The sequence below is a fragment of the Streptomyces sp. NPDC056373 genome, assembly GCF_042262425.1.
In the GTDB taxonomy this organism is placed as follows: Bacteria; Actinomycetota; Actinomycetes; order Streptomycetales; family Streptomycetaceae; genus Streptomyces.
On the sequence record NZ_JBHJPX010000004.1, the window covers coordinates 413620 to 433348 of the forward strand.

Genomic DNA, 19729 nt, shown 5'->3' on the forward strand with positions numbered 1-19729 from the left:
CACGGCTATTCCGCCGGACGCAGGCTCTTGCCCATGGCGATCGACACCACACCCGCACCCTCACCGCTCGACACTCCACGGCTGTCGACGCGCGACAGACTCGTCCTGTTCGTCCTGTGCGCCGCCCAGTTCATGGTGGCCCTGGACTTCTCCGTGCTGAACGTGGCGCTGCCCGTCCTCGGCGCCGACCTCGGCATGAGCCAGTCGGCGTTGCAGTGGGCGGTCACCGCGTTCGCGCTGCCGTCCGGCGGCTTCCTGCTCCTCTTCGGCCGCGTCGGCGATCTGTACGGCCGCCGACGGCTGTTCCTGGCCGGACTCGCCCTGTTCGGGGCGGCCTCGCTGCTGGCCACCTTCGCCTGGGACCCCGCCTCGTTCCTGACCGGGCGGGCCCTGCAGGGGATCGGCGCGGCGGCCATCGTGCCGACCGGGATGTCCCTGCTCACCACGACCTTCGCGGAAGGGCCGGCCCGCGACCGTGCCCTCGGCATCTCGGGCACGCTGCTCTCGCTCGGCTTCACCGTCGGCATGGTGGCCGGCGGTGTCCTGACCGACGTACTGGGCTGGCGCTCCACCATGGGCGTGCTCGCCCTCTTCGCGCTGATCGTCCTGCCCCTGGCCCCCGGTCTGCTGCCGGAGTCCCGCACCCCCGGGCACCGGCGCCTGGACGTGCCCGGCGCCGTCACCGTCACCGGCGGTCTGCTGTCGGTGATCTACGCCCTGTCGACGGCCGCCGACCGCGGTTTCGGCCATGCCGACGTCATCGCGACCCTGGCCGCCGGTGCGGCACTGCTCATCGCGTTCGTGCTCGTCGAGTCCCGCACCGAGGCGCCGCTGGTCTCCCTGCCGATGCTGCGTCGGCGCACCGTGGCGTGGGGCAACGTGGGCGGTCTGGTCACCTTCTCGATGATGTCGACGGTGGTGTTCGTGCTGACCCTGTACTTCCAGGAGACCCTGCGTCTGTCCGCCTTCGAGACCGGGCTGGTCTTCGGCGTGCAGGGCGTGCTGTCGGCGGTCGCCGGGACGCTCGCCGCCCGGGTCATCGGGCGTTTCGGCGCCCGCCGCACGCTCGTCGGCTCGCTCGCCGGGCAGGGTGTGCTGACCGCCGCGATGCTGGGGCTGGGCACCCACACCTGGTCGGTGTGGCTCGCCACGGCCGCCGTCTCGCTGGCGAGCATGTGCCACCTCGGCGCGATCGTCTCCTACGGCTTGACGGTCACCTCCGGCGTCCCCGACGCGGAGCAGGGCCTGGCCACCGGTCTGGTCACCTCCACCCAGCAGGTGGGCATCACCATCGGCATCCCGCTGCTGGGCGTCCTCGCCACCACCTCGTCGGATCTGCTGACCGGCCTCCACACGGTCCTCGCGGTGGAGACGGCGATCGTGCTGACGGCGGCCGTCCTCGTCGCCCTCGGCCTGCGGGGCCGGAAGGCGGCTGCCGAGACGGCCTCAGGGGCGGTCGAGCCGGAGGCGCTCGGCGCGCGGTAGGCCGGCCACGACCAGGTCGTACGAGTCCTCGATGAGCTCCCGGACCAGCTGGTCCGGGAGCCCGCCGTCCACCGTCACCGTGTTCCAGTGGCGCTTGTTCATGTGCCAGCCGGGGACGATGAGGCCCTCGTGCTCGCCGCGGAGGCGGACCGCCTCGTCCGGGTCGCACTTCAGATTGGCCTGCAGGGGCCGCGCGTCGAGAGACGACAGGGCGAAGAGCTTCCCCCGCACCTTGAAGACCGAGATCTCCGGGCTGAACGGGAAGTCCTCCACCGCCGCGGTGAAGGAGAGACAGAACGCGCGCAGCTCCTGCGGGGTCACTCCGGCTTCTCCTCCTCCGAGGGCGGCTCCGCCGTGCCCAGCGGCTCCGCCAGCACCGTCACGATCTTGTTCCGGCGTCCGGCCGCCGCCTCAGCGGTCAGGCGCAGCTCCCGGCCGTCGGGCAGGTCGACGACGGACGAGGCACCGGCGATGGGGACGCGCCCCAACGCCTTGGCGAGCAGCCCGCCGACCGTCTCGACGTCCTCGTCGTCGAACTCCTCCAGGCCGTACAGCTCGCCCAGGTCGCTGATGTCGAGGCGGGCCGTCACGCGGAAGCGGTCCTCGCCGAGCTCCTCGACCGGCGGCAGTTCACGGTCGTACTCGTCGGTGATCTCGCCGACGATCTCCTCGAGGATGTCCTCGATGGTGACGATGCCGGCCGTGCCGCCGTACTCGTCGATGACGACGGCGACGTGGTTGCGTTCCTTCTGCATCTCGCGCAGCAGGTCGCCGGCGTTCTTGGTGTCGGGCACGAAGAACGCCGGGCGCATCGCCGTGGACACCTGCTCGGACTCGGCGTCGCGGCTGATGTGCGTCTTGCGGACCAGGTCCTTGAGATACACGATGCCGACGATGTCGTCCTCGCTCTCCCCGGTGACGGGGATGCGCGAGAAGCCGGAGCGCAGGGCGAGGGTGAGGGCCTGGCGGATGGTCTTGAAGCGCTCGATCACCACCAGGTCCGTGCGCGGGACCATGACCTCGCGGACGAGGGTGTCGCCCAACTCGAAGACGGAGTGCACCATGCGGCGCTCCTCGTCCTCGATGAGCGACTCCTTCTCGGCGAGGTCGACCAGGGCGCGCAGCTCCGCCTCGGAGGCGAAGGGACCGCGGCGGAAGCCCTTGCCGGGGGTGAGCGCGTTGCCGATGAGGATCAGCAGCGACGGGATCGGGCCCATGATCCTGGCCAGCGGCACCAGGACGTACGCGGAGACCGTCGCGGTGTTCAGCGGGTGCTGGCGGCCGATGGTGCGCGGGGACACCCCGACGGCGACATAGGACACCAGGACCATGACCGCGATGGCGACCAGCAGCGCCTCGGTGGTGCCGTCGAACTCCTTGAGGCAGCCGTAGGTGATCAGCGCGGCGGCGGCCATCTCGCAGGCGACGCGGACCAGCAGCGCCACGTTGAGGTAGCGGGTCGGGTCGGCGGCGACCTGGGAGAGCTTGGCGCTGCCGCGGCGGCCGGAGCGCACGGCCTCCTCGGCGCGGAAGCTGGAGACGCGGGCGAGGCCCGCCTCCGCGCAGGCGGCGAGCCAGGCCACGACGACCAGGGCGATGGCGCCCAGGGCGAGTTGAGGACTCATCGGCGGGCGTTACGAGACCGTCGGCGCCGGGGACGGGCCGGTCAGGCCCCGCTCCGCGCGCCAGCCGTCCACGATGGCCGCCTGGAGGCCGAACATCTCGGCCTTCTCGTCCGGCTCCTCGTGGTCGTAGCCCAGCAGGTGCAGCACGCCGTGCACGGTGAGCAGTTGGAGCTCCTCGTCCATGGAGTGCTGCGTCTCCGCTTCCTTGCCCTGCTTCAGTGCGACCTCGGGACACAGCACGATGTCGCCGAGGAGCCCCTGCGGGGGCTCGTCATCGTCCTTGGAGGGCGGGCGCAGCTCGTCCATGGGGAAGGACATGACATCCGTCGGACCGGGGAGGTCCATCCACTGGATGTGGAGCTGCTCCATGGCGTCGGCGTCCACGACGATCACCGAGAGCTCGGAGAGCGGGTGGATGCGCATCCGAGCGAGCGCGTAGCGGGCGATGTCGAGGATCGCCTGCTCGTCGACCTCGGTGCCGGACTCGTTGTTGACGTCGATCGACATGGTGCTGTGTGTGTCTACTTCCCCTTGTGCCCGGACTTGCCGCGGCCCTTGTGTGTGCCGTTCTGGGTGCCGTGCGTGGTGTCGTACTTCTCGTACGCGTCGACGATACGGCCCACCAGCTTGTGCCGGACCACGTCCTGCGACGAGAGCCGGGAGAAGTGGACGTCGTCCACGCCGTCCAGGATGTCCTGCACCTGCCGCAGACCGCTCTTCGTCCCGTCCGGCAGGTCGACCTGTGTCACGTCTCCCGTGATCACGATCTTCGATTCGAAGCCGAGGCGGGTGAGGAACATCTTCATCTGTTCGGGGCTGGTGTTCTGGGCCTCGTCCAGGATGATGAAGGCGTCGTTGAGGGTGTTGTGCGTCAGCAGGTGGTCCTGCGTGACGTACAACGAGTCCTCGGCCGCCACCTGGATACAGACGGTCTCCTCCCGGCCTGCGGGCTCGATGCTGTCGATGAACCGCATCGGGCGCCCGCCGCCTCCGGCAGCGAGGTACTTGTCGCGCTTGCGGGGGAGGCGGAAGGGTTCGATGCCTTCGGGGAGGCGGATGTCGATGACATGAGCGTCGTGCCGGTAGCCGACCTCCCTCCCCTTGACGAGGCCGGGCCTGCGCCCCTCGGCGGCCCTGCGGCGGGTGTACGCCACACCGCCCAGCGACTGCACCAGGGCGACGACGTCGTCGCGGAGCAGAGCCGACGTCGTCGTGTACTGGATCCGGCAGGTGCGGTCCTTCTGCGCCACCGGGCCGCCGTCGGAGTCCAGCAGGCCCTGGAGGACCGCCAGCCGCACCTCGGCCGAGTTGTACAGGTAGTCGTCCGGGACGAACTTGGAGTGCGAGCGAGTACGCAGCAGGTCCAGTTCACGCAGGACACGCGTGACGGGGTTCTCCAGGGTGATCACGTCGCCCGGGGACTCGATCCGGTTGAGAACGTAGTCCGGTCCGCTCTTGTGCCGCACCGCGACACCGGGCAGCGAGGCCTCCAGCGCCTCGGCCAGTTCCGGATCCTCGGTCGCGAAGGAGGGGGTCGTGGAACCGGTGAGGCAGCCGTCACCGAGCAGCAGTCCCAGCGCGTACGGGTCCATGAGGACGTCGCGCTCCGGCATCTGGACCGGCGCGGTGAGCATCGGCAGTTCGTACCGGCGAGCGTGGGCCGCCCGCAGGTTGCCGATCATCTCCCGGGTCTCCAGGACCCGCCACGGCTTGTTGCGACGCTTGTCCGAGGCTGTCCGAACCGTCCACAGGTGCTCGCCGCAGCACAGCGTCCAGGAGCCGTCCTGGGCTGTGACACGGTAGATGTCCCGCTCGCCCTGGGGGTAGACGCCCAGGACCGGGGTCGGCTCACCGTTCGAGCCGATGACCAAGTCACCGACTTGGAGGTCGCCAATGGGGCGCCAGCCGTCCGGAGTCAGGACCTTCGTGAAGAGCGGCTGGCTACGGCCCCTCATGTAAGCCAGCGGCGCCACCTCAATAGTCCCCGCAGCCATCAGTCGAGGAATCGAGTCCGGGTCGAGCATGTCGTGCAGTGCGTCGTAGAGCGGGCGCAGGTACGGGTCGATCTTCTCGTAGAGCGTGCCCGGGAGGAAGCCGAGCCGCTCGCCGGCCTCGACCGCCGGGCGGGTCAGGATGATGCGGTTGACCTGCTTGGACTGCAGGGCCTGCACGGCCTTGGCCATGGCCAGGTAGGTCTTGCCGGTGCCCGCCGGGCCGATGCCGAAGACGATCGTGTGCTTGTCGATGGCGTCGACGTAGCGCTTCTGGTTGAGCGTCTTGGGGCGGATCGTGCGGCCTCGCGAGGACAGGATGTTCTGCGTGAGCACCTCGGCCGGGGTCTCCTGGCCGTCGCTCTCGCCGTTTTCGCTCGCCTTCAGCATGGCGATCGAGCGTTCCACTGCGTCCTCCGTCATCGGCTGCCCGGTGCGGAGCACCAGCATCATCTCGTCGAACACGCGCGAAATGAGGGCGACGTCCTTCTGGTCGCCGACCGCGCTGATCTCGTTGCCCCGGACGTGGATGTCGGCCGCCGGGAAAGCCTTCTCGATCACGCGCAGGAGGGAGTCGCCGGACCCCAGAACGGTCACCATGGGGTGCTGGGCGGGGACGGTGAACTGTGCTCTCGCCTGCTCCTGCGCGGGGGTGTGAGCTGTCGATGATTGAGTCATGGGCCGGCGCTGAAGGCCTGCGGTTCCTCCTCGTCACGGCCGCACAGCTGAGGGCGGCCTCGCGATTCCCAGGGTACGACGGGGGACTGACAACGCCGTAGGGGTTTTGGGGACCGGGTCCAGGGGGCGGAGCCCCCTGGCGGGGCAGGGGGTCACGCCGAGTGCCGGAACCCGATCGTGGGTACGGCACGCCGCAACGGCCAGGGCCGAACCAGCTCCTCCGACACCAGCCCCGCCAGAAACCCGTACCTCTCCAACGCCGCGGGCGACTGCTCCGCCACCGACTGCACCTCCCGCCACCACGCCGCGATCTCCGACCACCCCGGCGCCGACAGCGACCCGCCGAACTCCTGCACCGACAACGCCGCCGTCAGCCCGGCGAAGGCCAGCCGGTCGGCGAGCGGCCAGTCCGCCAGGGTCCCGGCCACGAACCCGGCGACGAACACGTCTCCGGCGCCGGTCGGATCGAGTGCCTCGACCGCGATGGCCGGCACCTCCGCCGTCTCCCCGGTACGCCGGTCCACCGCGTACGCCCCGTCGGCGCCGAGGGTGACCACGGCGACCGGCACGTGCTCGGTCAGGGCATGGGCGGCGGCCCGGGGGCAGTCCGCGCCCGTGTACCGCATGGCCTCCTCCGCGTTCGGCAGGAACGCCTCGCAGTGCCGCAGGTCGGGCAGGCCCGCCAGGTCCCACGCGCCGGTGTCGTCCCAGCCGACGTCGCCGAACACCCGGGTGCCGTTGCTCGCGGCCTGGGCGATCCAGGGCGCGCTCACGCCCGGTGCGAGGGAGGCGACGGCGGCACGCGCGCGGGGCGGGCAGGCGGGCGCGGGCTCCTCTGGGGGTGGCTCGTGGCCGTGCGAGACCATCGTGCGCTCCCCCTCGTAGGCCATGGAGACGGTCACCGGGGAGTGCCAGCCGGGCACCCTGCGCGACGGGGAGAGGTCGATGCCCTCGCCGTGTTCGAGGGCGTCCCAGCAGTAGTCGCCGTAGTGGTCGTCGCCGAAGGCCGCCGCGAGGGACGTGCGCAGGCCGAGGCGGGCCAGGGCCGTCGCCATGTTGGCGACGCCGCCGGGGCTCGACCCCATCCCGCGCGCCCAGGACTCCGTCCCGCGCACCGGGGCGGAGTCGAGGCCGGTGAAGATGATGTCCAGGAAGACGGTGCCGGTGAGGTAGACGTCCCAGGGCGGGTCGTCCGGTGTGCGCAGGGGGGCGAGGGGGTCGACCTGGCTCTGGCGGTGCGATGCCTTTCCGGCCGGGCCTTTTCCGGCCGGGGCGGTGGACGCGGTCACGATGCGCTCCCTGACGTGGTGCGGATCAGGCCAGTCTGCACCACATCGCCGACGACGTGACGCCGATCACGCAGGACCCACCCGCCCCGCGAGCCCACGCAGAGCCCCCTCACGCCCCGCCACGGCACCGACCCCACCCCGGCCCCGCGAGCCCACGCAGAGCCCCGTCGCGCCCCGCCACGGCACCGGCCCCACCCCAGCCCCGCGAACCCGCGCGAAGCTCTCTCGCGCCCATCCCGGGGCACCCACGGGGACTACCAGCGGGGCATCGCGGGGGTCACCCAGTCCGGGTCGGCGGCCCTCATCGCCGCCGCGTCGTCGCGGTCCCGCAGGCCGCCGTCGTCGTCCAGCCACCGCCGGTGCAGTGCGGCCAGCCGCTCGCGGTCGAGCCGCACGCCGAGGCCGGGCGCGTCGGACACGGCGACCCGGCCGCCCTCGAAGACGAGCCGCTCGGTGAGGACGTCCTCGGACTGCCAGGGGTAGTGGGAGTCGCAGGCGTGGTGGAGGTTCGGGACGGTGGCCGCCACATGTGTCATCGCGGCGAGCGAGATGCCCAGGTGGGTGTTGGAGTGCATCGACACGCCGACCCCAAAGGTGCGGCAGATCGCGGCGAGCTGCTGGGTGTTGCGCAGTCCGCCCCAGTAGTGGTGGTCGGAGAGGACCACCTGGACGGCGCCCCGGGTGAAGGCCTCCTCGATCTCGGCGAACGTCGTCACGCACATGTTGGTGGCGAGCGGCACTCCGGTGCGCCGGGCGACCTCGGCCATTGCGGGTGTACCGAGCGCCGGGTCCTCCAGGTACTCGAGGACGTCCCCGAGCTCCTGGGCGACCTTCACGGACGTCTCCACTGACCAGGCGCCGTTCGGGTCGAGCCGCAGCGGGTGCCCGGGGAAGGCCTCGGCGAGGGCCCTGATCGCGGCGATCTCCTCGTCGGGCGGGAAGACGCCCCCCTTGAGCTTGAAGGAGGTGAAGCCGTAGCGCTCCGTGAAGCGGCGGGCCTGCTCCACCACTCCGGCCGGATCGAGGGCGGCGCCCCAGTCGTCCTTCTCGGCCGGTACGCCCTCGGGGTGGGCGGCCCGCTTGTAGAACAGGTAGGCGCTGTAGTCGACGGCGTCGCGCACCTTGCCGCCGAGCAGCGCGTGCACGGGCAGTCCGAGCGCCTTGCCGAGGGCGTCCAGGCAGGCGACCTCGAAGCCGGAGACGACGGACAGCCGCAGCTTGTCGGCGGTCTGGACACCGCGCAGTCCGCCGACGTCGACGGCGTTCTCGACGCGGGAGGCGTCCACCGCGACCTGGTCCGCGACCGTGAACAGGCCGTTCAGATCGCTGACCTGGCGTCCCTCCAGCCGCTCGGCGAAGGGCCGGGCGAGCTCCAGGTACTTGGCGTCGCCGTAGGTCTCCCCCACGCCGGTGATCCCGTCCGCCGTGACGACCTCGACGACCAGCCGGGGCGTGTACGGCTGGTGCACGCCCTGGGTGTTCAGCAGCGGCGGGTCGGCGACCAGGATCGGCGTGAGCCGTACGTCGGTGATGGTGAGGTCCACGAGCTGTCTCCCCATATAGATGTCATCCACGTATGAGAATGCTGGTCGGGTGGGAGAACGTCAACCGTCCGGGCGGCCCGATTACCATCGGCGCATGTCAGACACAGGGGGCGTCCGCGAGGTGAAGTCCGCGGCGCGCACGGTCGAGCTGCTGGAGCTCCTCGCCGCGCGCGGCGACCGCCCGGCCCGGCTCCAGGAGCTGGCGGACGAACTCGGCGTGCCGCGCAGCTCGATGTACGCGCTGCTGCAGACCCTGATCTCGCGCGGCTGGGTCCGTACCGACATCACCGGCTCCCTGTACGGAATCGGCATCCACGCCCTGCTCACCGGCACGAGCTACCTCGACTCCGACCCCCGGGTCCGGGCCGTGCGGCCGTTCCTCGACGAGGCGTCCGAGGCGCTCGGCGAGACCATCCACATGGGCCGGCTGGACGGCCGGGACGTGGCGTACCTGGCGACGCGGGAGTCGCACGAGTACCTGCGCACGATCAGCCGGGTGGGACGGCGCCTGCCCGCTCACGCCGGAGCCCTCGGCAAGGCGCTGCTGGCGGAACGTCCGGACGGGGAACTGCCCGAGGGGCCGTACGAGGCGCTCACCCCGAACTCGCACACGAGCAGGGAGCCCCTGACGGCCGACCTCGCACAGATCCGCTCACGCGGCTGGTCCGTGGACCGCGAGGAGGGCGTGCCCGGCATCGTCGGCTTCGGATTCGCCCTGCGCTACGACACCCCGGCGCAGGACGCGATCAGCTGCTCGGTGCCGGTCGCCCGGCTCACCCCCGAGCACGAGAAGCGGATCGTCGCCGTGATGCGCGAGGTCCGGGCGAAGGCCGAGGCGGCCGTTCCAGGGGGGCCCGGAGCGGTGCACTGGCGTTAGCCGAAGCACCCACGAGCGTCAGCGACAGCACGCTCGACACCTGGCAAAAAGCCTTCGTCTACCCGCCCTTCATCCCCCCAAACACAACGTGCTCCAGATCACACACCCCGGGCTCCCGTGGGTGACTACGTGCTTGATACAAATTGCTCGCGCGTTCCTGTCCGTCGACGGTCGTCGCCCAATCCCCCCTTTCCCCCGCTCCTTTCGCATGCCCTGGGAACGCCCGTGTTCGCCCCCCGCACCACTCCCTGGCCCCTCGTCGCCCTTTTCACGGCCGGGTACCTCGCTCCGTATCTGCTGCCCACCACCGTCGGCAGACTCGACTCGGACCTTCCGCTCTCCGCCACCCAGGCCGGTGCCGTCGGCAGCGCCCTGCTGCTGAGTTCGGCCACCGCCGGATTCGTCCTGGCCGCCCGGGTCGAGCGGGTCGGAGCCCGCACCCTCGCCCGGCTCGGCCTCGCCCTGGCCCTGCTCGGCTACGGCGCCGCCGCCCTGACCACCGCGATCCCCGCTGTCGTCGCCGGTGCGGTCGTCGGCGGGTTCGGCTCCGGGACGGCCACCACCGTCGCGGCCACCCTCATCGCGGGTCAGAAGGATCCGCACCGGGCCTCCACGGCCGGGCTGCTCACCGTCTCCGCCCTCGCGGGCGCCGTGTACCTGACCGTGCCGCACCTCGGCCCGGGGCACGGCCTGCCACTGGCCGCGATCGCCCTCACAGCCCTCGCAGTCTGGCCGCTCACCGGCCGCCTCCCCGTCGGCACGCCCGTCGCGCCCGCCCGGCACGACAAGGCCCGGCTGCCGCACGCCCGTTCAGGTCTGCTGCTGGCCGCCGCCATGGTGTGCTGGTCGCTCGCCCAGAACTCCCTGTGGGGCGTGAGCGGACGGATCGGCCTCGAACAGGTGCACCTCGGCGAGGCGACGGTCGGCGTCGTCTTCGCCCTCGGCCTCGGGGCCGGTCTGGCCGGGGTCCTCGCGGCGGGCGCCCTCGGGGCCCGCCTCGGACGCGCGATACCCATCGGCGGCGGCACCGTCCTCATCGCCGCCTGTATCGCGCTCAGCGCCTCCGCGACCGACCTGGGGAGCTTCGCGGCCGGCGAGATCGCCTGGAACACGCTCTACCCGGTGGTGCTGTCGTACCTCATCGGGCTCGCCGCCTCGCTCGACCCGCGCGGCCGCTGGGCGGTGCTGGTCGGCTCGGCGTCCTCGCTGGGGACCGCCGCCGGGCCGCTGACCGGCAGTGTGCTGTCGGCGCAGGCCGGGTTCCCGGTCATGGGCGCGGTCCTCGGCGCGGGACTGCTGGTGATCGCCCTGCCGATGACCGCCGTCGCCCTGCACACCGGTGGACGGCCGCTGCTGCCCGGTGCGATCCGCCGTCGCGGCGGGCACCCGGCCGCCCTGGTCGCCGCCGCCCCGGGTGCGCACACCGGCGCTGTTCCCGAGATCGGTGCCCCGGAACAGCCGGTGATCGAGATCGAGGTGGAGACCCCGGCCGTCCCCGCCCAGCGTGCCTACGGCAAGGCGGGGTCGGAGGTCTTCTGAGACCTGCCCGGACTAACCGAAGGTGTACGACTCCACCTCGGCGAGATACCGCGCCCGCAGCTCCTCGTCGTCCTCCAGGAAGGAGGCGAGGAAGGAGTTGCGGGCCAGCTCGCGCAGCCGCTCCTCGGTGAGGCCGAGGGTGGCGCGCACGGCGTCGAAGTTGTCGCCCGCGTAGCCGCCGAAGTAGGCCGGGTCGTCGGAGTTGACCGTGCACATGAGGCCTGCGTCGAGCATGGCCGGCAGCGGGTGGTCGGCGAGGGTGTCGACCGTGCGCAGCCGGACGTTGGACAGCGGGCACAGCGTCAGCGGCACCCGGTCCCGCACCAGCCGCTCCATCAGCGCCGGGTCCTCCACGCAGCGCAGCCCGTGGTCGACGCGCTCCACGCCGAGGATGTCCAGCGCCTCGGTGATGTACTCCGGCGGGCCCTCCTCACCGGCGTGCGCGACCCGCCGCAGACCGAGCGCTGCGGCGGCCTCGTAGACCTCGCGGAACTTCACCGGCGGGTGCCCGACCTCGGCGGAGTCCAGTCCGACGCCGGTGATCCGGTCCAGATACGGCTTGGCCGCGTCCAGCGTGGCCAGGGCCGACTCGGCGGACTCGTCGCGCAGGAAGCAGAGGATCAGCCGGGTCGAGACGCCGTGGTCGGCCTCACTGTTCCCCAGCGCCCGCCACAGCCCCTCGACGACGGTGCCGATCTCGACACCGCGGCCGGTGTGGGCCTGCGGGTCGAAGAAGATCTCCGCGTGCCGCACACCCTGCGCGGCGGCCCGGGCGAGATAGGCGTTCGCCAGGTCCTCGAAGTCCCGCTCGGTGCGCAGGACGGCCATGAGCTCGTAGTACAGGTTCAGGAAGGACTGCAGGTCCTCGAACCGGTAGGCCTCGCGCAGCTCGTCCGTGTCGGCGTAGGGCAGTGTGACGCCGTTGCGCGCGGCGAGCTCGAAGGCGAGCTCCGGTTCCAGGGTGCCTTCGATGTGAAGGTGCAGTTCGGCTTTGGGGAGGGACATCAACTCATCGTACGGCCGTTTCACCGACGCTTCGGAACCGGCACCCTGAGTAGATCGTGCGCCACGGTCAGCTCACCCTCGTACCCGGCGGCCCGGGCCTGCCGCTCGAACTCGTCGGGATCCGTGTAACGCTGACTGAAGTGGGTCAGCACGAGGTGCCGCACGCCGGCGTCCCGGGCCACCCGTGCCGCCTGACCGGCCGTCAGGTGACCGTGTTCCACGGCGAGTTCCTCGTCCTCGTCGAGGAAGGTCGACTCGATGACGAGCATGTCGCAGCCCTCGGCCAGGGCGTACACGCCGTCGCAGAGCCGGGTGTCCATGACGAACGCGAACCGCTGCCCGCGCCGCGTCTCGCTGACGTCCTCCAGCGAGACCCCGCCGAGTGCGCCCTCGCGTTGGATCCGGCCCACGTCCGGGCCCTTGATGCCGTGCGCGGCGAGCCGCTCGGGCAGCATGCGCCGGCCGTCGGGCTCGACGATCCGGTAGCCGTACGACTCCACGGGGTGCGACAGCTTCCGGGCCTCGATCGTGTAGCCGTCCGTACGGGCGAGGGGCCCGTCGGCGGCGACCGGGGCCTCGGTGATGCCCACGGTCTCGCGGTAGGCGGTGGCGTACCGGAGCCGGTCGAAGAAGCGCTGCCCGGAGCGGGGGTAGTGGGCGGTGATCTCGTGCGGGACCTTGTCGAGGTTGATGCGCTGGATCACACCGGCGAGGCCGAGGGAGTGGTCGCCGTGGAAGTGCGTGACGCAGATCCGGTTCAGGTCGTGGGCGGCGGCCCCGGCGCGCAGCATCTGGCGCTGCGTGCCCTCGCCGGGGTCGAAGAGGATGCCCTCGCCGTCCCAGCGCAGCAGGTAGCCGTTGTGGTTGCGGTGCCGGGTCGGGACCTGGCTGGCGGTACCGAGGACCACGAGTTCACGTACGGACAAGGCGGACTACCCGGGCGGCCATTCGAGACCGCGGCCGCCGAGCACATGTCCGTGTACGTGCCAGACGGTCTGGCCGGCGCCGCTGCCCGTGTTGAAGACGAGGCGGTAGCTGTCGAGCTTCTCCTCGTCCGCCACGGCCTGGGCCTCGCGGAGCACGTCGGCGGTGAGGGCCGGGTCGGCGGCGGCGAGGGCTGCGGCGTTCTCGTGGTGCGCCTTGGGGATGATCAGGACGTGTGTGGGGGCCTGCGGATTGATGTCGCGGAACGCGATGGTCGTCTCCGTCTGGCGGACGATCGTCGCCGGGATGGCGCCTGCGACGATCTTGCAGAACAGGCAGTCTTCCTGGGGTTCCCCTGCCATGGTCCCTCCGGGGGTTGGCCGATCTTGTGTCCGACTCGGGCATCGTATCGTCGTCGGGTGCGGGTGGTTCGTGGCTGGTCGCGCAGTTCCCCGCGCCCTTAGAGGGTTGGCATGGCCGGGGGCGTTTTTGCCGGTGCTGTCTCCAGGCTCTCCAGTGCCAGCCTGATCGCCTCGTCGAGTTGGGTGTCCCTCCCCGCCGCGTGGTCCTGCGGGCGTTGGACGATCTCCACGTCCGGGTCCACGCCGTGGTTCTCCACCCCCCACTCGTAACCCTCCAGCCAGAAGGCGTACTTGGGCTGGGTGACCAGGGTGCCGTCGACCAGGCGGTAGCGGCTGTCGATGCCGATGACGCCGCCCCAGGTGCGGGTGCCGACCACCGGGCCGAGGCCGAGGGCCTTGATCGCCGCGTTGACGATGTCGCCGTCGGAGCCGGAGAACTCGTTGGCGACGGCCACGACGGGGCCGCGCGGGGCGTCCTCCGGATAGCTGTAGGGGCGCATGCCGCGCGGGACGGCCCAGCCGACGATGCGGCGGGCCAGCTTCTCGACGACCAGCTGGGAGGTGTGGCCGCCGCGGTTCTCGCGGACGTCGACGACCAGGCCCTCGCGGGCGACCTCGACGCGCAGGTCACGGTGGATCTGGGCCCAGCCGGGGGCCTGCATGTCCGGGACGTGGAGGTAGCCGAGGCGGCCGCCGGACTTCTCGTGGACGTAGGCGCGGCGGTCGGCGACCCAGGCGTGGTAGCGCAGGGGTTCCTCGTCGGCGACCGGGACGACGACGGCGTGCCTCGGGTCGCCGCCGCCGGACGGGGAGATCGTCAGCTCCACCGGTTTGCCGGCCGTGCCGATCAGCAGCGGGCCGGGGCCGAGAACGGGGTCGACGGGCTGTCCCGCGACCGCCACGACGGCGTCTCCGGGGCGCACCGCGACGCCCGGCGCGGCCAGCGGGCTGCGGGCGTCCGGGTCGGAGGTCTCGGAGGGCAGGATGCGGTCGACGCGCCAACTGCCGTCCTCGTGGCGGGAGATGTCGGCGCCGAGCAGGCCGAGGCGGGTGCCTGCGCCGTGCCCGCCGCGCGGGGTGACGTAGGCGTGTGAGGTGCCGAGTTCGCCCTGGACCTCCCACAGCAGGTCGACGAGGTCGTCGTGGGTGGCGCACCGGTCCACGACCGGGCGGTAGCGGTCGAGGACACCGTCCCAGTCCACGCCGCTCATGTCCGGACGCCAGAAGTGGTCGCGCATGATGCGGCCGTTCTCGTCGAACATCTGGCGCCACTCGGCCGCCGGGTCGACGAACTGGCGGACGCGGCCCAGGTCGACGGTGATGTTGGAGTCGCTGTCGTCGTCGCCGGAGGCGCGCCGGTCGCTGGGGACGACCTTCAGCCGCCCGTCGGTCCACAGCAGCACCCGCTTGCCGTCGCCGCTGACCGCGAAGTGGTCGGCGTCGACGGCGAGATGTTCGACGCGCTGCTGGGCGAGGTCGTAGCGCTCCAGCTCGGACTTGGGGTCGGGGTCGTCCGGGGTGGCCCGGGACGCGCCGAGGACCCCGGCGACCGGGTGCCGCAGCCACAGGACGCCGTCCTTGGCGGCCCGCAGGTCGGTGTAGCGGGCGGCCTCGACCGGGAAGGGCACGATGCGGTCGGCGAGGCCTTCGAGGTCGATGCGGGTGGTGGGGGTGCCCTCGCTGTCCGGGGTCTCCTCCCGGTCGGGCGTCTCGAAGGACCTGCCGTGCCGCTGCGGCCCGAACGGGGAGGGCGTGGTGGCCGCGAGGGTGATCAGATGCGGCCGGGCGCCCACCACGAAGGCCAGGTCGAAGACGTGCTCGTCGTAGACCGGGTCGAAGGAGCGGGTCGACAGGAAGGCGAGGTGTTTGCCGTCCAGGGTGAACGCGGGCGCGTAGTCCTGGAAGCGCAGCGGGGTGGCCTCGGTGACCGACAGGTCGGTGGTGTTGGCGAGTTTCAGCTGGCACAGCGGCCGGGGGCCGGGGTGGGACCAGGCCAGCCAGGACGAGTCGGGCGAGAAGGCCAGGCCCGACACGTCGCCGTCGTCGCTGCGGTCGACCTCGCGCACCTCGCCCGTCTCCCGCTCCACCAGCAGCAGGCGCCCGTCGTGGCAGGACACGGCGGCTCGGCTGCCGTCGGGGGCCATGGCGAGGTCCAGCACCCGGCCGAGCTGCCCGGCGGCGATCCGCCGGGGTGTCGCGCCCGGGGCGAGTCCGGTGGCGGGCGCGAACTCCAGGGCGTCGTCGCCCTCGGCGTCCGTCACCCACACCACCCACTGCTCGCCGTCCGCGCGGAACGTCCGCGGAAGCCGGGCCCGTACGCCCGGGGTCGCGGCCAGCGCGCGGGCCGGGCCGGAACGGTGGGTGACCCAGTGCACGGAGCCGCGTACGGCGACGGCGCTGCCACGCGCCGTGTGGTCGGGGGACGCCGAGCCGAACCACCGGGAGGCGTTCACCGGGAACGGCTGGAGATCGACGCGCTGACCGCCCAGCCGCACGTCCAGCCGCCGCGGTTCGGCCCCCTCCAGGTCGTCCAGCACCCACAGTTCACCGGCGCTGGAGTAGACGACCCGGGTGCCGTCGGTCGCGGCGTGCCGGGCGTAGAAGCCGTCGAGAGCGGTGTGCCGGCGCAGGTCGGAGCCGTCGGCGAGGGAGGAGTAGAGCGCTCCGGTGCCCTCGTGGTCGGAGAGGAAGCCGAGCCGGTCGCCCACCCACAGCGGGTACTCGAGGTTGCCGTCGAGGTCCTCGTGCAGCCGCACGAACTCCCCGTCGTCCTCGCGGTCGATCCACAACTTGCCCGCCGTGCCACCGCGGTAGCGCTTCCACCAGGCCGCCTCACGCCCCATCGGCGCGGACAGCAGCACCGTGTGCGGGCCGTGGGCGACGTCGCCGACGGGTCCGTACGGCAGGGTGGTGGCGGGGCCGCCGTCGAGCGGGACGGCGTGCGCCCAGGTGCGGCGCAGGCTCGCCCGGCCCTGGGCACTGATCGCCAGGACCTCGCCGTCCGGCGTCCAGCCGCGCACCTGTGTCTTGAGGCATCCCCAGTACGTCAGCCGCCTGGCCGCACCGCCGTCGACCGGAGCGATGAACACCTCGGGGGCACCGTCCCGGCTGGAGGTCCAGGCGACGGTGGTGCCGTCCGGCGAGATGCGGGGCTGGGTCACCGGCATGTTGTCGGCGCTGACCCGCCAGGCCCGGCCGCCGTCGAGTGGAGCGAGCCACACGTCGTCCTCGGCGGTGAAGGCGACCAGGTCACCGTGCACATGGGGGAACCGGAGGTAAGCAGGCGATGTCACCCGATCACCCTATGCAGGGACGACGCCGCGCGGACAGGGTTCGGATCACTTGCCCTCGACGGGGCGGCAGTCCGGGTACCGCTCGCACCAGATGGTCTGGGTGACGGTCACGGTCACCGTCGGCCCGGGCTGCCCGTTCGGGGGCCCGCCGACGGGCGGCGGGCTGGTGGAGTCGCAGTCACCGAGGCCGTCGACCTGGAACCACACCTTGCCGTCCACCTTGGCGGTGATCTTCCCGCGTACGCAGGCGCCGTCCACCGCGTGGGTGACCTTGCCGTCGACGGTGATGTCCTTGCCGTCCTTGGTCTCGCCCTGGCAGTCGACGGTGGCGACGGTCCGCTCACGCGCCGAGGGTGACGGCTTCCCGCCGTTCTCCCCGTAGGAGGCGGTGCACGTGAGCCACCGCACGTCCGCCTTCTGCCGGTTGAGCTCGTCGGTCACGGTCCGGTCGGTGGTGTACGCGACGGACGCGGTGCTGACGCTGCCGGGCTCGCAGGCGACGGCGCTGCCCACGGCCACGACGGCTAACGTCGCCGCGACCGCCACCCGCCGCCCGCGCGGCCCCAGTCGGTTCCTCGTCGAAGCCCCCATGGAGGGGAGCCTGCCACTGCCGGGGGCCGCGCGGTAGGGCGCAAAGGCGTCAGCCGCGCAGCAGCAGCCACTCCTGAAGCTCCACCAAGTTGCCCTCGGGGTCCTTGAGATGCGCCACCCGCATGCGGTCCGTCATGGGCGCGGGCCCGTGCACCACCGTGGCACCGCGCATGGTGATCTCCTCGCAGTACGCGTCCAGCCCGTCCACCCGCAGCACCACGAGGGAGCGGTGACCGGCCGCCGCGTCGCCCAGTTCGTCGAGCACCTCGGCCATCATCGACCGGTCCTGCAACGCGATCCCCGCGGAGCCCGCCGCGGGGCTGAACTTCTCGTACGGCCCCTGCGCCGCGCCCGACTGCGGTGTGAGGCCGAGGACCTCGCCGTAGAAGCGGTAGCAAGCGGAGAAGTCGGTCACGAGCAGACGAACCTGCGCGAGTTCCACGGTGCCTCCCAGGGAGTCAGGACCAGCGTCCGGTGCGTGCCAGGAGCACGGCCGCGGCGGCCGTCCCGGCGGTCGATGTGCGCAGCACACTGCGCCCGAGGCGGTACGCCCGCGCCCCCGCCTCCTCGAACAGCGCAAGCTCCTCCGGCGCCACGCCCCCTTCGGGCCCCACGACCAGCACGATCTCGCCGGTGGCCGGGAGATCGGCGGTGGCCAGGGGGGTGTCCCCGCTCTCGTGCAGCACGGCGGCGAAGTCCGCCCCGGCCAGCAGGGCGGCGATCTGCTTGGTCGTGGCCGCCTCGGCGACCTCCGGAAAGCGCACCCTGCGGGACTGCTTGCCGGCCTCCCGGGCCGTCGCCCGCCACTTGCCCAGGGCTTTCGCCCCGCGCTCGCCCTTCCACTGCGTGATGCAGCGCGCCGCCGCCCACGGCACGATCGCGTCGACACCGACCTCGGTCATCGTCTCGACGGCGAGCTCGCCGCGGTCGCCCTTGGGCAGGGCCTGGACGACGGTGACCCGGGGCTGCTCCGCGGGCTCCTCGGACCACGAGTCGAGCTGGAGGATCAGCCGGTCCTTGCCCTCCGTGCCGAGCACGACGCAGTCCGCCCAACGGCCCGCCCCGTCCGTGAGGATGACGTCCTCTCCGGCGCGCAGCCGCTTCACGGAGACGGCGTGCCGCCCCTCCGGCCCGTCGAGGACGTATCGGCCGCCGCCGCCCGCGTCGAAGTGCTCGACCACGAACACCGGCGCCGTCACAGCACGCCCCCACCCGTCGACGAGGCCCGGGCGGCGGCCAGTTCACCGGCCAGCACCTCGACCAGTTGCCCGGCGGGCAGCTCCCGCGCCATCCGGTGCCCCTGCCCGGCCCACAGCGCCATGCCCTGCGCGTCACCGGCCTTGGCGGCGGCCTTGCGCAGCGGCGAGGTGAGGTGGTGGATCTCGGGGTAGGCGGCGGGCGCGTACGGGCCGTGCTCGCGCAGGAAGCGGTTGACGAGCCCGCGTGCGGGGCGGCCGGAGAAGGCCCGGGTCAACTCCGTGCGGATGAACAGGGGGTTGGTCAGCGCCTGCTTGTGCAGGGCGTGCGCGCCCGACTCGTGCGTGGCGAGGAAGGCGGTGCCCAGCTGGGCCGCGCTCGCGCCCGCGGCGAGGACGCCGGCGATCTGGCCGCCGCGCATGATGCCGCCGGCGGCGACGATCGGGATGGTCACCGCTTCGCGGACCTGGGCGATCAGCGACAGCAGGCCGATGCCGGAGCGGTCCGTCTCGGGGAGGTCCCGGTGGGTGCCCTGGTGGCCGCCGGCCTCGACGCCCTGGGCGATGACCCCGTCCGCGCCCGCCCGTTCGACGGCCCGGGCCTCGTCGGGCGTGGTCGCGGCGGCCAGGACGAAGGTGCCGACGCGGTGCAGGGTGTCGACGACCTCGCGGCTCGGGACGCCGAAGTGGAAGGACACCACCGGTACGGGGTTGTCGCGCAGCACCACGAGCTTGGCCTCGAAGCCGTCGTCGCGTCCGCTGTCCGGATCGCCGAGCTCGGCCTCGTACCAGGTGGCCTCGCCGGCCAGCTGGTGGGCGTAGACGTCGACGGCGGCGGGGTCGGCGGACTCGGGCTGCGGCATGAAGACGTTGACGCCGAAGGGCCTGCCGGTGAGGCTCCGGAGCTGCTTGATCTCCTGGTACATCCCGTCGGGGGTCTTGTACCCGGCGGCGAGGAACCCGAGCCCGCCCGCCTCGCACACGGCCGCGGCGAGCTGCGGCACGGAGACGCCGCCCGCCATGGGGGCCTGCACGATCGGGTGGGGGAAGAGATCGGTCAGTGCGGAGGACATGACCGCATGTTGTCACGTCCTCCGAACAACCCCGAAACCGGCCTGCCGACTGGCATAGACCAGAGGAACAGGCACCTCCCGTCACCCGGGAGGCGCCCCGTATCACCCGTTACAGGCGCCCCGTCAGCGCCCGTTGAACGCGTCCTTCAACCGCGAGAACTGCCCCTGCTGACCCGGCTGACTGTGCCTGCCCGGGGGGGCAACCCCCGGACCCCCGGCAGCAGCCGAACCGCTCGCGTCAGCGCCCGTTGAACGCT

Annotated in this window: 17 protein-coding genes and 1 pseudogene; 3 read left to right on the forward strand and 15 right to left on the reverse strand. The window is 72.2% G+C overall.

The genetic code is table 11. From position 1 onward, the window contains the following. The first annotated feature begins 33 nt into the window (after nt 1-33). Nucleotides 34-1485 (forward strand): MFS transporter, encoded by a 1452-nt coding sequence (locus ACFCXS_RS11040; protein ID WP_376642960.1) that lies wholly within the window; start codon nt 34-36, stop codon nt 1483-1485. Here the strand turns inward: ACFCXS_RS11040 and ACFCXS_RS11045 are convergent. From ACFCXS_RS11045 to ACFCXS_RS11075, 7 genes and pseudogenes are all read right to left on the reverse strand, one after another. Next, nucleotides 1447-1806, reverse strand: a complete 360-nt coding sequence (locus tag ACFCXS_RS11045; RefSeq protein WP_376642961.1) for an MmcQ/YjbR family DNA-binding protein — start codon at nt 1804-1806, stop codon at nt 1447-1449. The two genes, ACFCXS_RS11040 and ACFCXS_RS11045, sit on opposite strands and share 39 nt — an antisense overlap. Continuing rightward, nucleotides 1803-3110, reverse strand: coding sequence for a hemolysin family protein (locus tag ACFCXS_RS11050; RefSeq protein ID WP_376642962.1), 1308 nt, complete (start codon nt 3108-3110; stop codon nt 1803-1805). The genes ACFCXS_RS11045 and ACFCXS_RS11050 overlap by 4 nt, the downstream gene beginning before the upstream one ends. A 9-nt stretch (nt 3111-3119) precedes the next feature. Then, nucleotides 3120-3617, reverse strand: coding sequence for an rRNA maturation RNase YbeY (gene ybeY / locus ACFCXS_RS11055; protein ID WP_033306334.1), 498 nt, complete (start codon nt 3615-3617; stop codon nt 3120-3122). Nucleotides 3618-3631: 14 nt separating this feature from the next. Further along, complete coding sequence (locus ACFCXS_RS11060; RefSeq protein ID WP_344454221.1) at nt 3632-4084, reverse strand: PhoH family protein; 453 nt, start codon at nt 4082-4084, stop codon at nt 3632-3634. 153 nt (nt 4085-4237) lie between these two features. Further along, nucleotides 4238-5779: pseudogene (locus ACFCXS_RS11065) on the reverse strand (PhoH family protein); the annotation flags it as partial. A gap of 152 nt (nt 5780-5931) precedes the next feature. Then, entirely contained in the window at nt 5932-7068 is a 1137-nt protein-coding gene (locus ACFCXS_RS11070; RefSeq protein WP_376642963.1) for a carbohydrate kinase family protein, read from the reverse strand. 254 nt (nt 7069-7322) lie between these two features. Continuing rightward, a complete protein-coding gene (locus tag ACFCXS_RS11075) occupies nt 7323-8627 on the reverse strand; it encodes a glucarate dehydratase family protein (RefSeq protein WP_376643032.1) in 1305 nt (434 codons plus the stop codon). Nucleotides 8628-8706: 79 nt separating this feature from the next. Here ACFCXS_RS11075 and ACFCXS_RS11080 point away from each other — a divergent pair, with 79 nt between their 5' ends. Together ACFCXS_RS11080 and ACFCXS_RS11085 are read left to right on the forward strand one after the other, a co-directional pair. Beyond that, complete coding sequence (locus ACFCXS_RS11080) at nt 8707-9489, forward strand: IclR family transcriptional regulator (protein WP_376642964.1); 783 nt, start codon at nt 8707-8709, stop codon at nt 9487-9489. Between the two features lie 225 nt (nt 9490-9714). Then, on the forward strand, nt 9715-11028 hold the full coding sequence (locus tag ACFCXS_RS11085) for an MFS transporter (protein ID WP_376642965.1): 1314 nt from the start codon (nt 9715-9717) through the stop codon (nt 11026-11028). A 12-nt stretch (nt 11029-11040) separates the two neighbouring features. On the opposite strand, the gene ACFCXS_RS11090 is transcribed toward ACFCXS_RS11085, so the two are convergent. The 8 genes from ACFCXS_RS11090 to ACFCXS_RS11125 form a co-directional block, all read right to left on the reverse strand. Further along, nucleotides 11041-12033, reverse strand: a complete 993-nt coding sequence (locus ACFCXS_RS11090) for an adenosine deaminase (protein WP_376642966.1) — start codon at nt 12031-12033, stop codon at nt 11041-11043. 20 nt (nt 12034-12053) lie between these two features. Next, nucleotides 12054-12959 (reverse strand): ribonuclease Z, encoded by a 906-nt coding sequence (locus ACFCXS_RS11095; protein WP_376642967.1) that lies wholly within the window; start codon nt 12957-12959, stop codon nt 12054-12056. 6 nt (nt 12960-12965) lie between these two features. Beyond that, nucleotides 12966-13319 (reverse strand): histidine triad nucleotide-binding protein, encoded by a 354-nt coding sequence (locus tag ACFCXS_RS11100; protein ID WP_376642968.1) that lies wholly within the window; start codon nt 13317-13319, stop codon nt 12966-12968. A gap of 98 nt (nt 13320-13417) precedes the next feature. Beyond that, complete coding sequence (locus ACFCXS_RS11105) at nt 13418-16612, reverse strand: S41 family peptidase (RefSeq protein WP_376642969.1); 3195 nt, start codon at nt 16610-16612, stop codon at nt 13418-13420. 45 nt (nt 16613-16657) lie between these two features. Further along, nucleotides 16658-17203 (reverse strand): hypothetical protein, encoded by a 546-nt coding sequence (locus tag ACFCXS_RS11110; RefSeq protein WP_376642970.1) that lies wholly within the window; start codon nt 17201-17203, stop codon nt 16658-16660. A gap of 49 nt (nt 17204-17252) precedes the next feature. Further along, a complete protein-coding gene (locus ACFCXS_RS11115; RefSeq protein WP_376642971.1) occupies nt 17253-17645 on the reverse strand; it encodes a VOC family protein in 393 nt (130 codons plus the stop codon). A gap of 16 nt (nt 17646-17661) precedes the next feature. Then, nucleotides 17662-18402 carry a 16S rRNA (uracil(1498)-N(3))-methyltransferase gene (locus tag ACFCXS_RS11120; protein WP_376642972.1) on the reverse strand — a complete coding sequence of 247 codons (741 nt, stop codon included), beginning with the start codon at nt 18400-18402 and terminating at the stop codon, nt 17662-17664. Then, nucleotides 18399-19472, reverse strand: a complete 1074-nt coding sequence (locus ACFCXS_RS11125; RefSeq protein ID WP_376642973.1) for a nitronate monooxygenase — start codon at nt 19470-19472, stop codon at nt 18399-18401. Before ACFCXS_RS11125 ends, ACFCXS_RS11120 begins: the two co-directional genes overlap by 4 nt. Nucleotides 19473-19729: the final 257 nt, after the last annotated feature.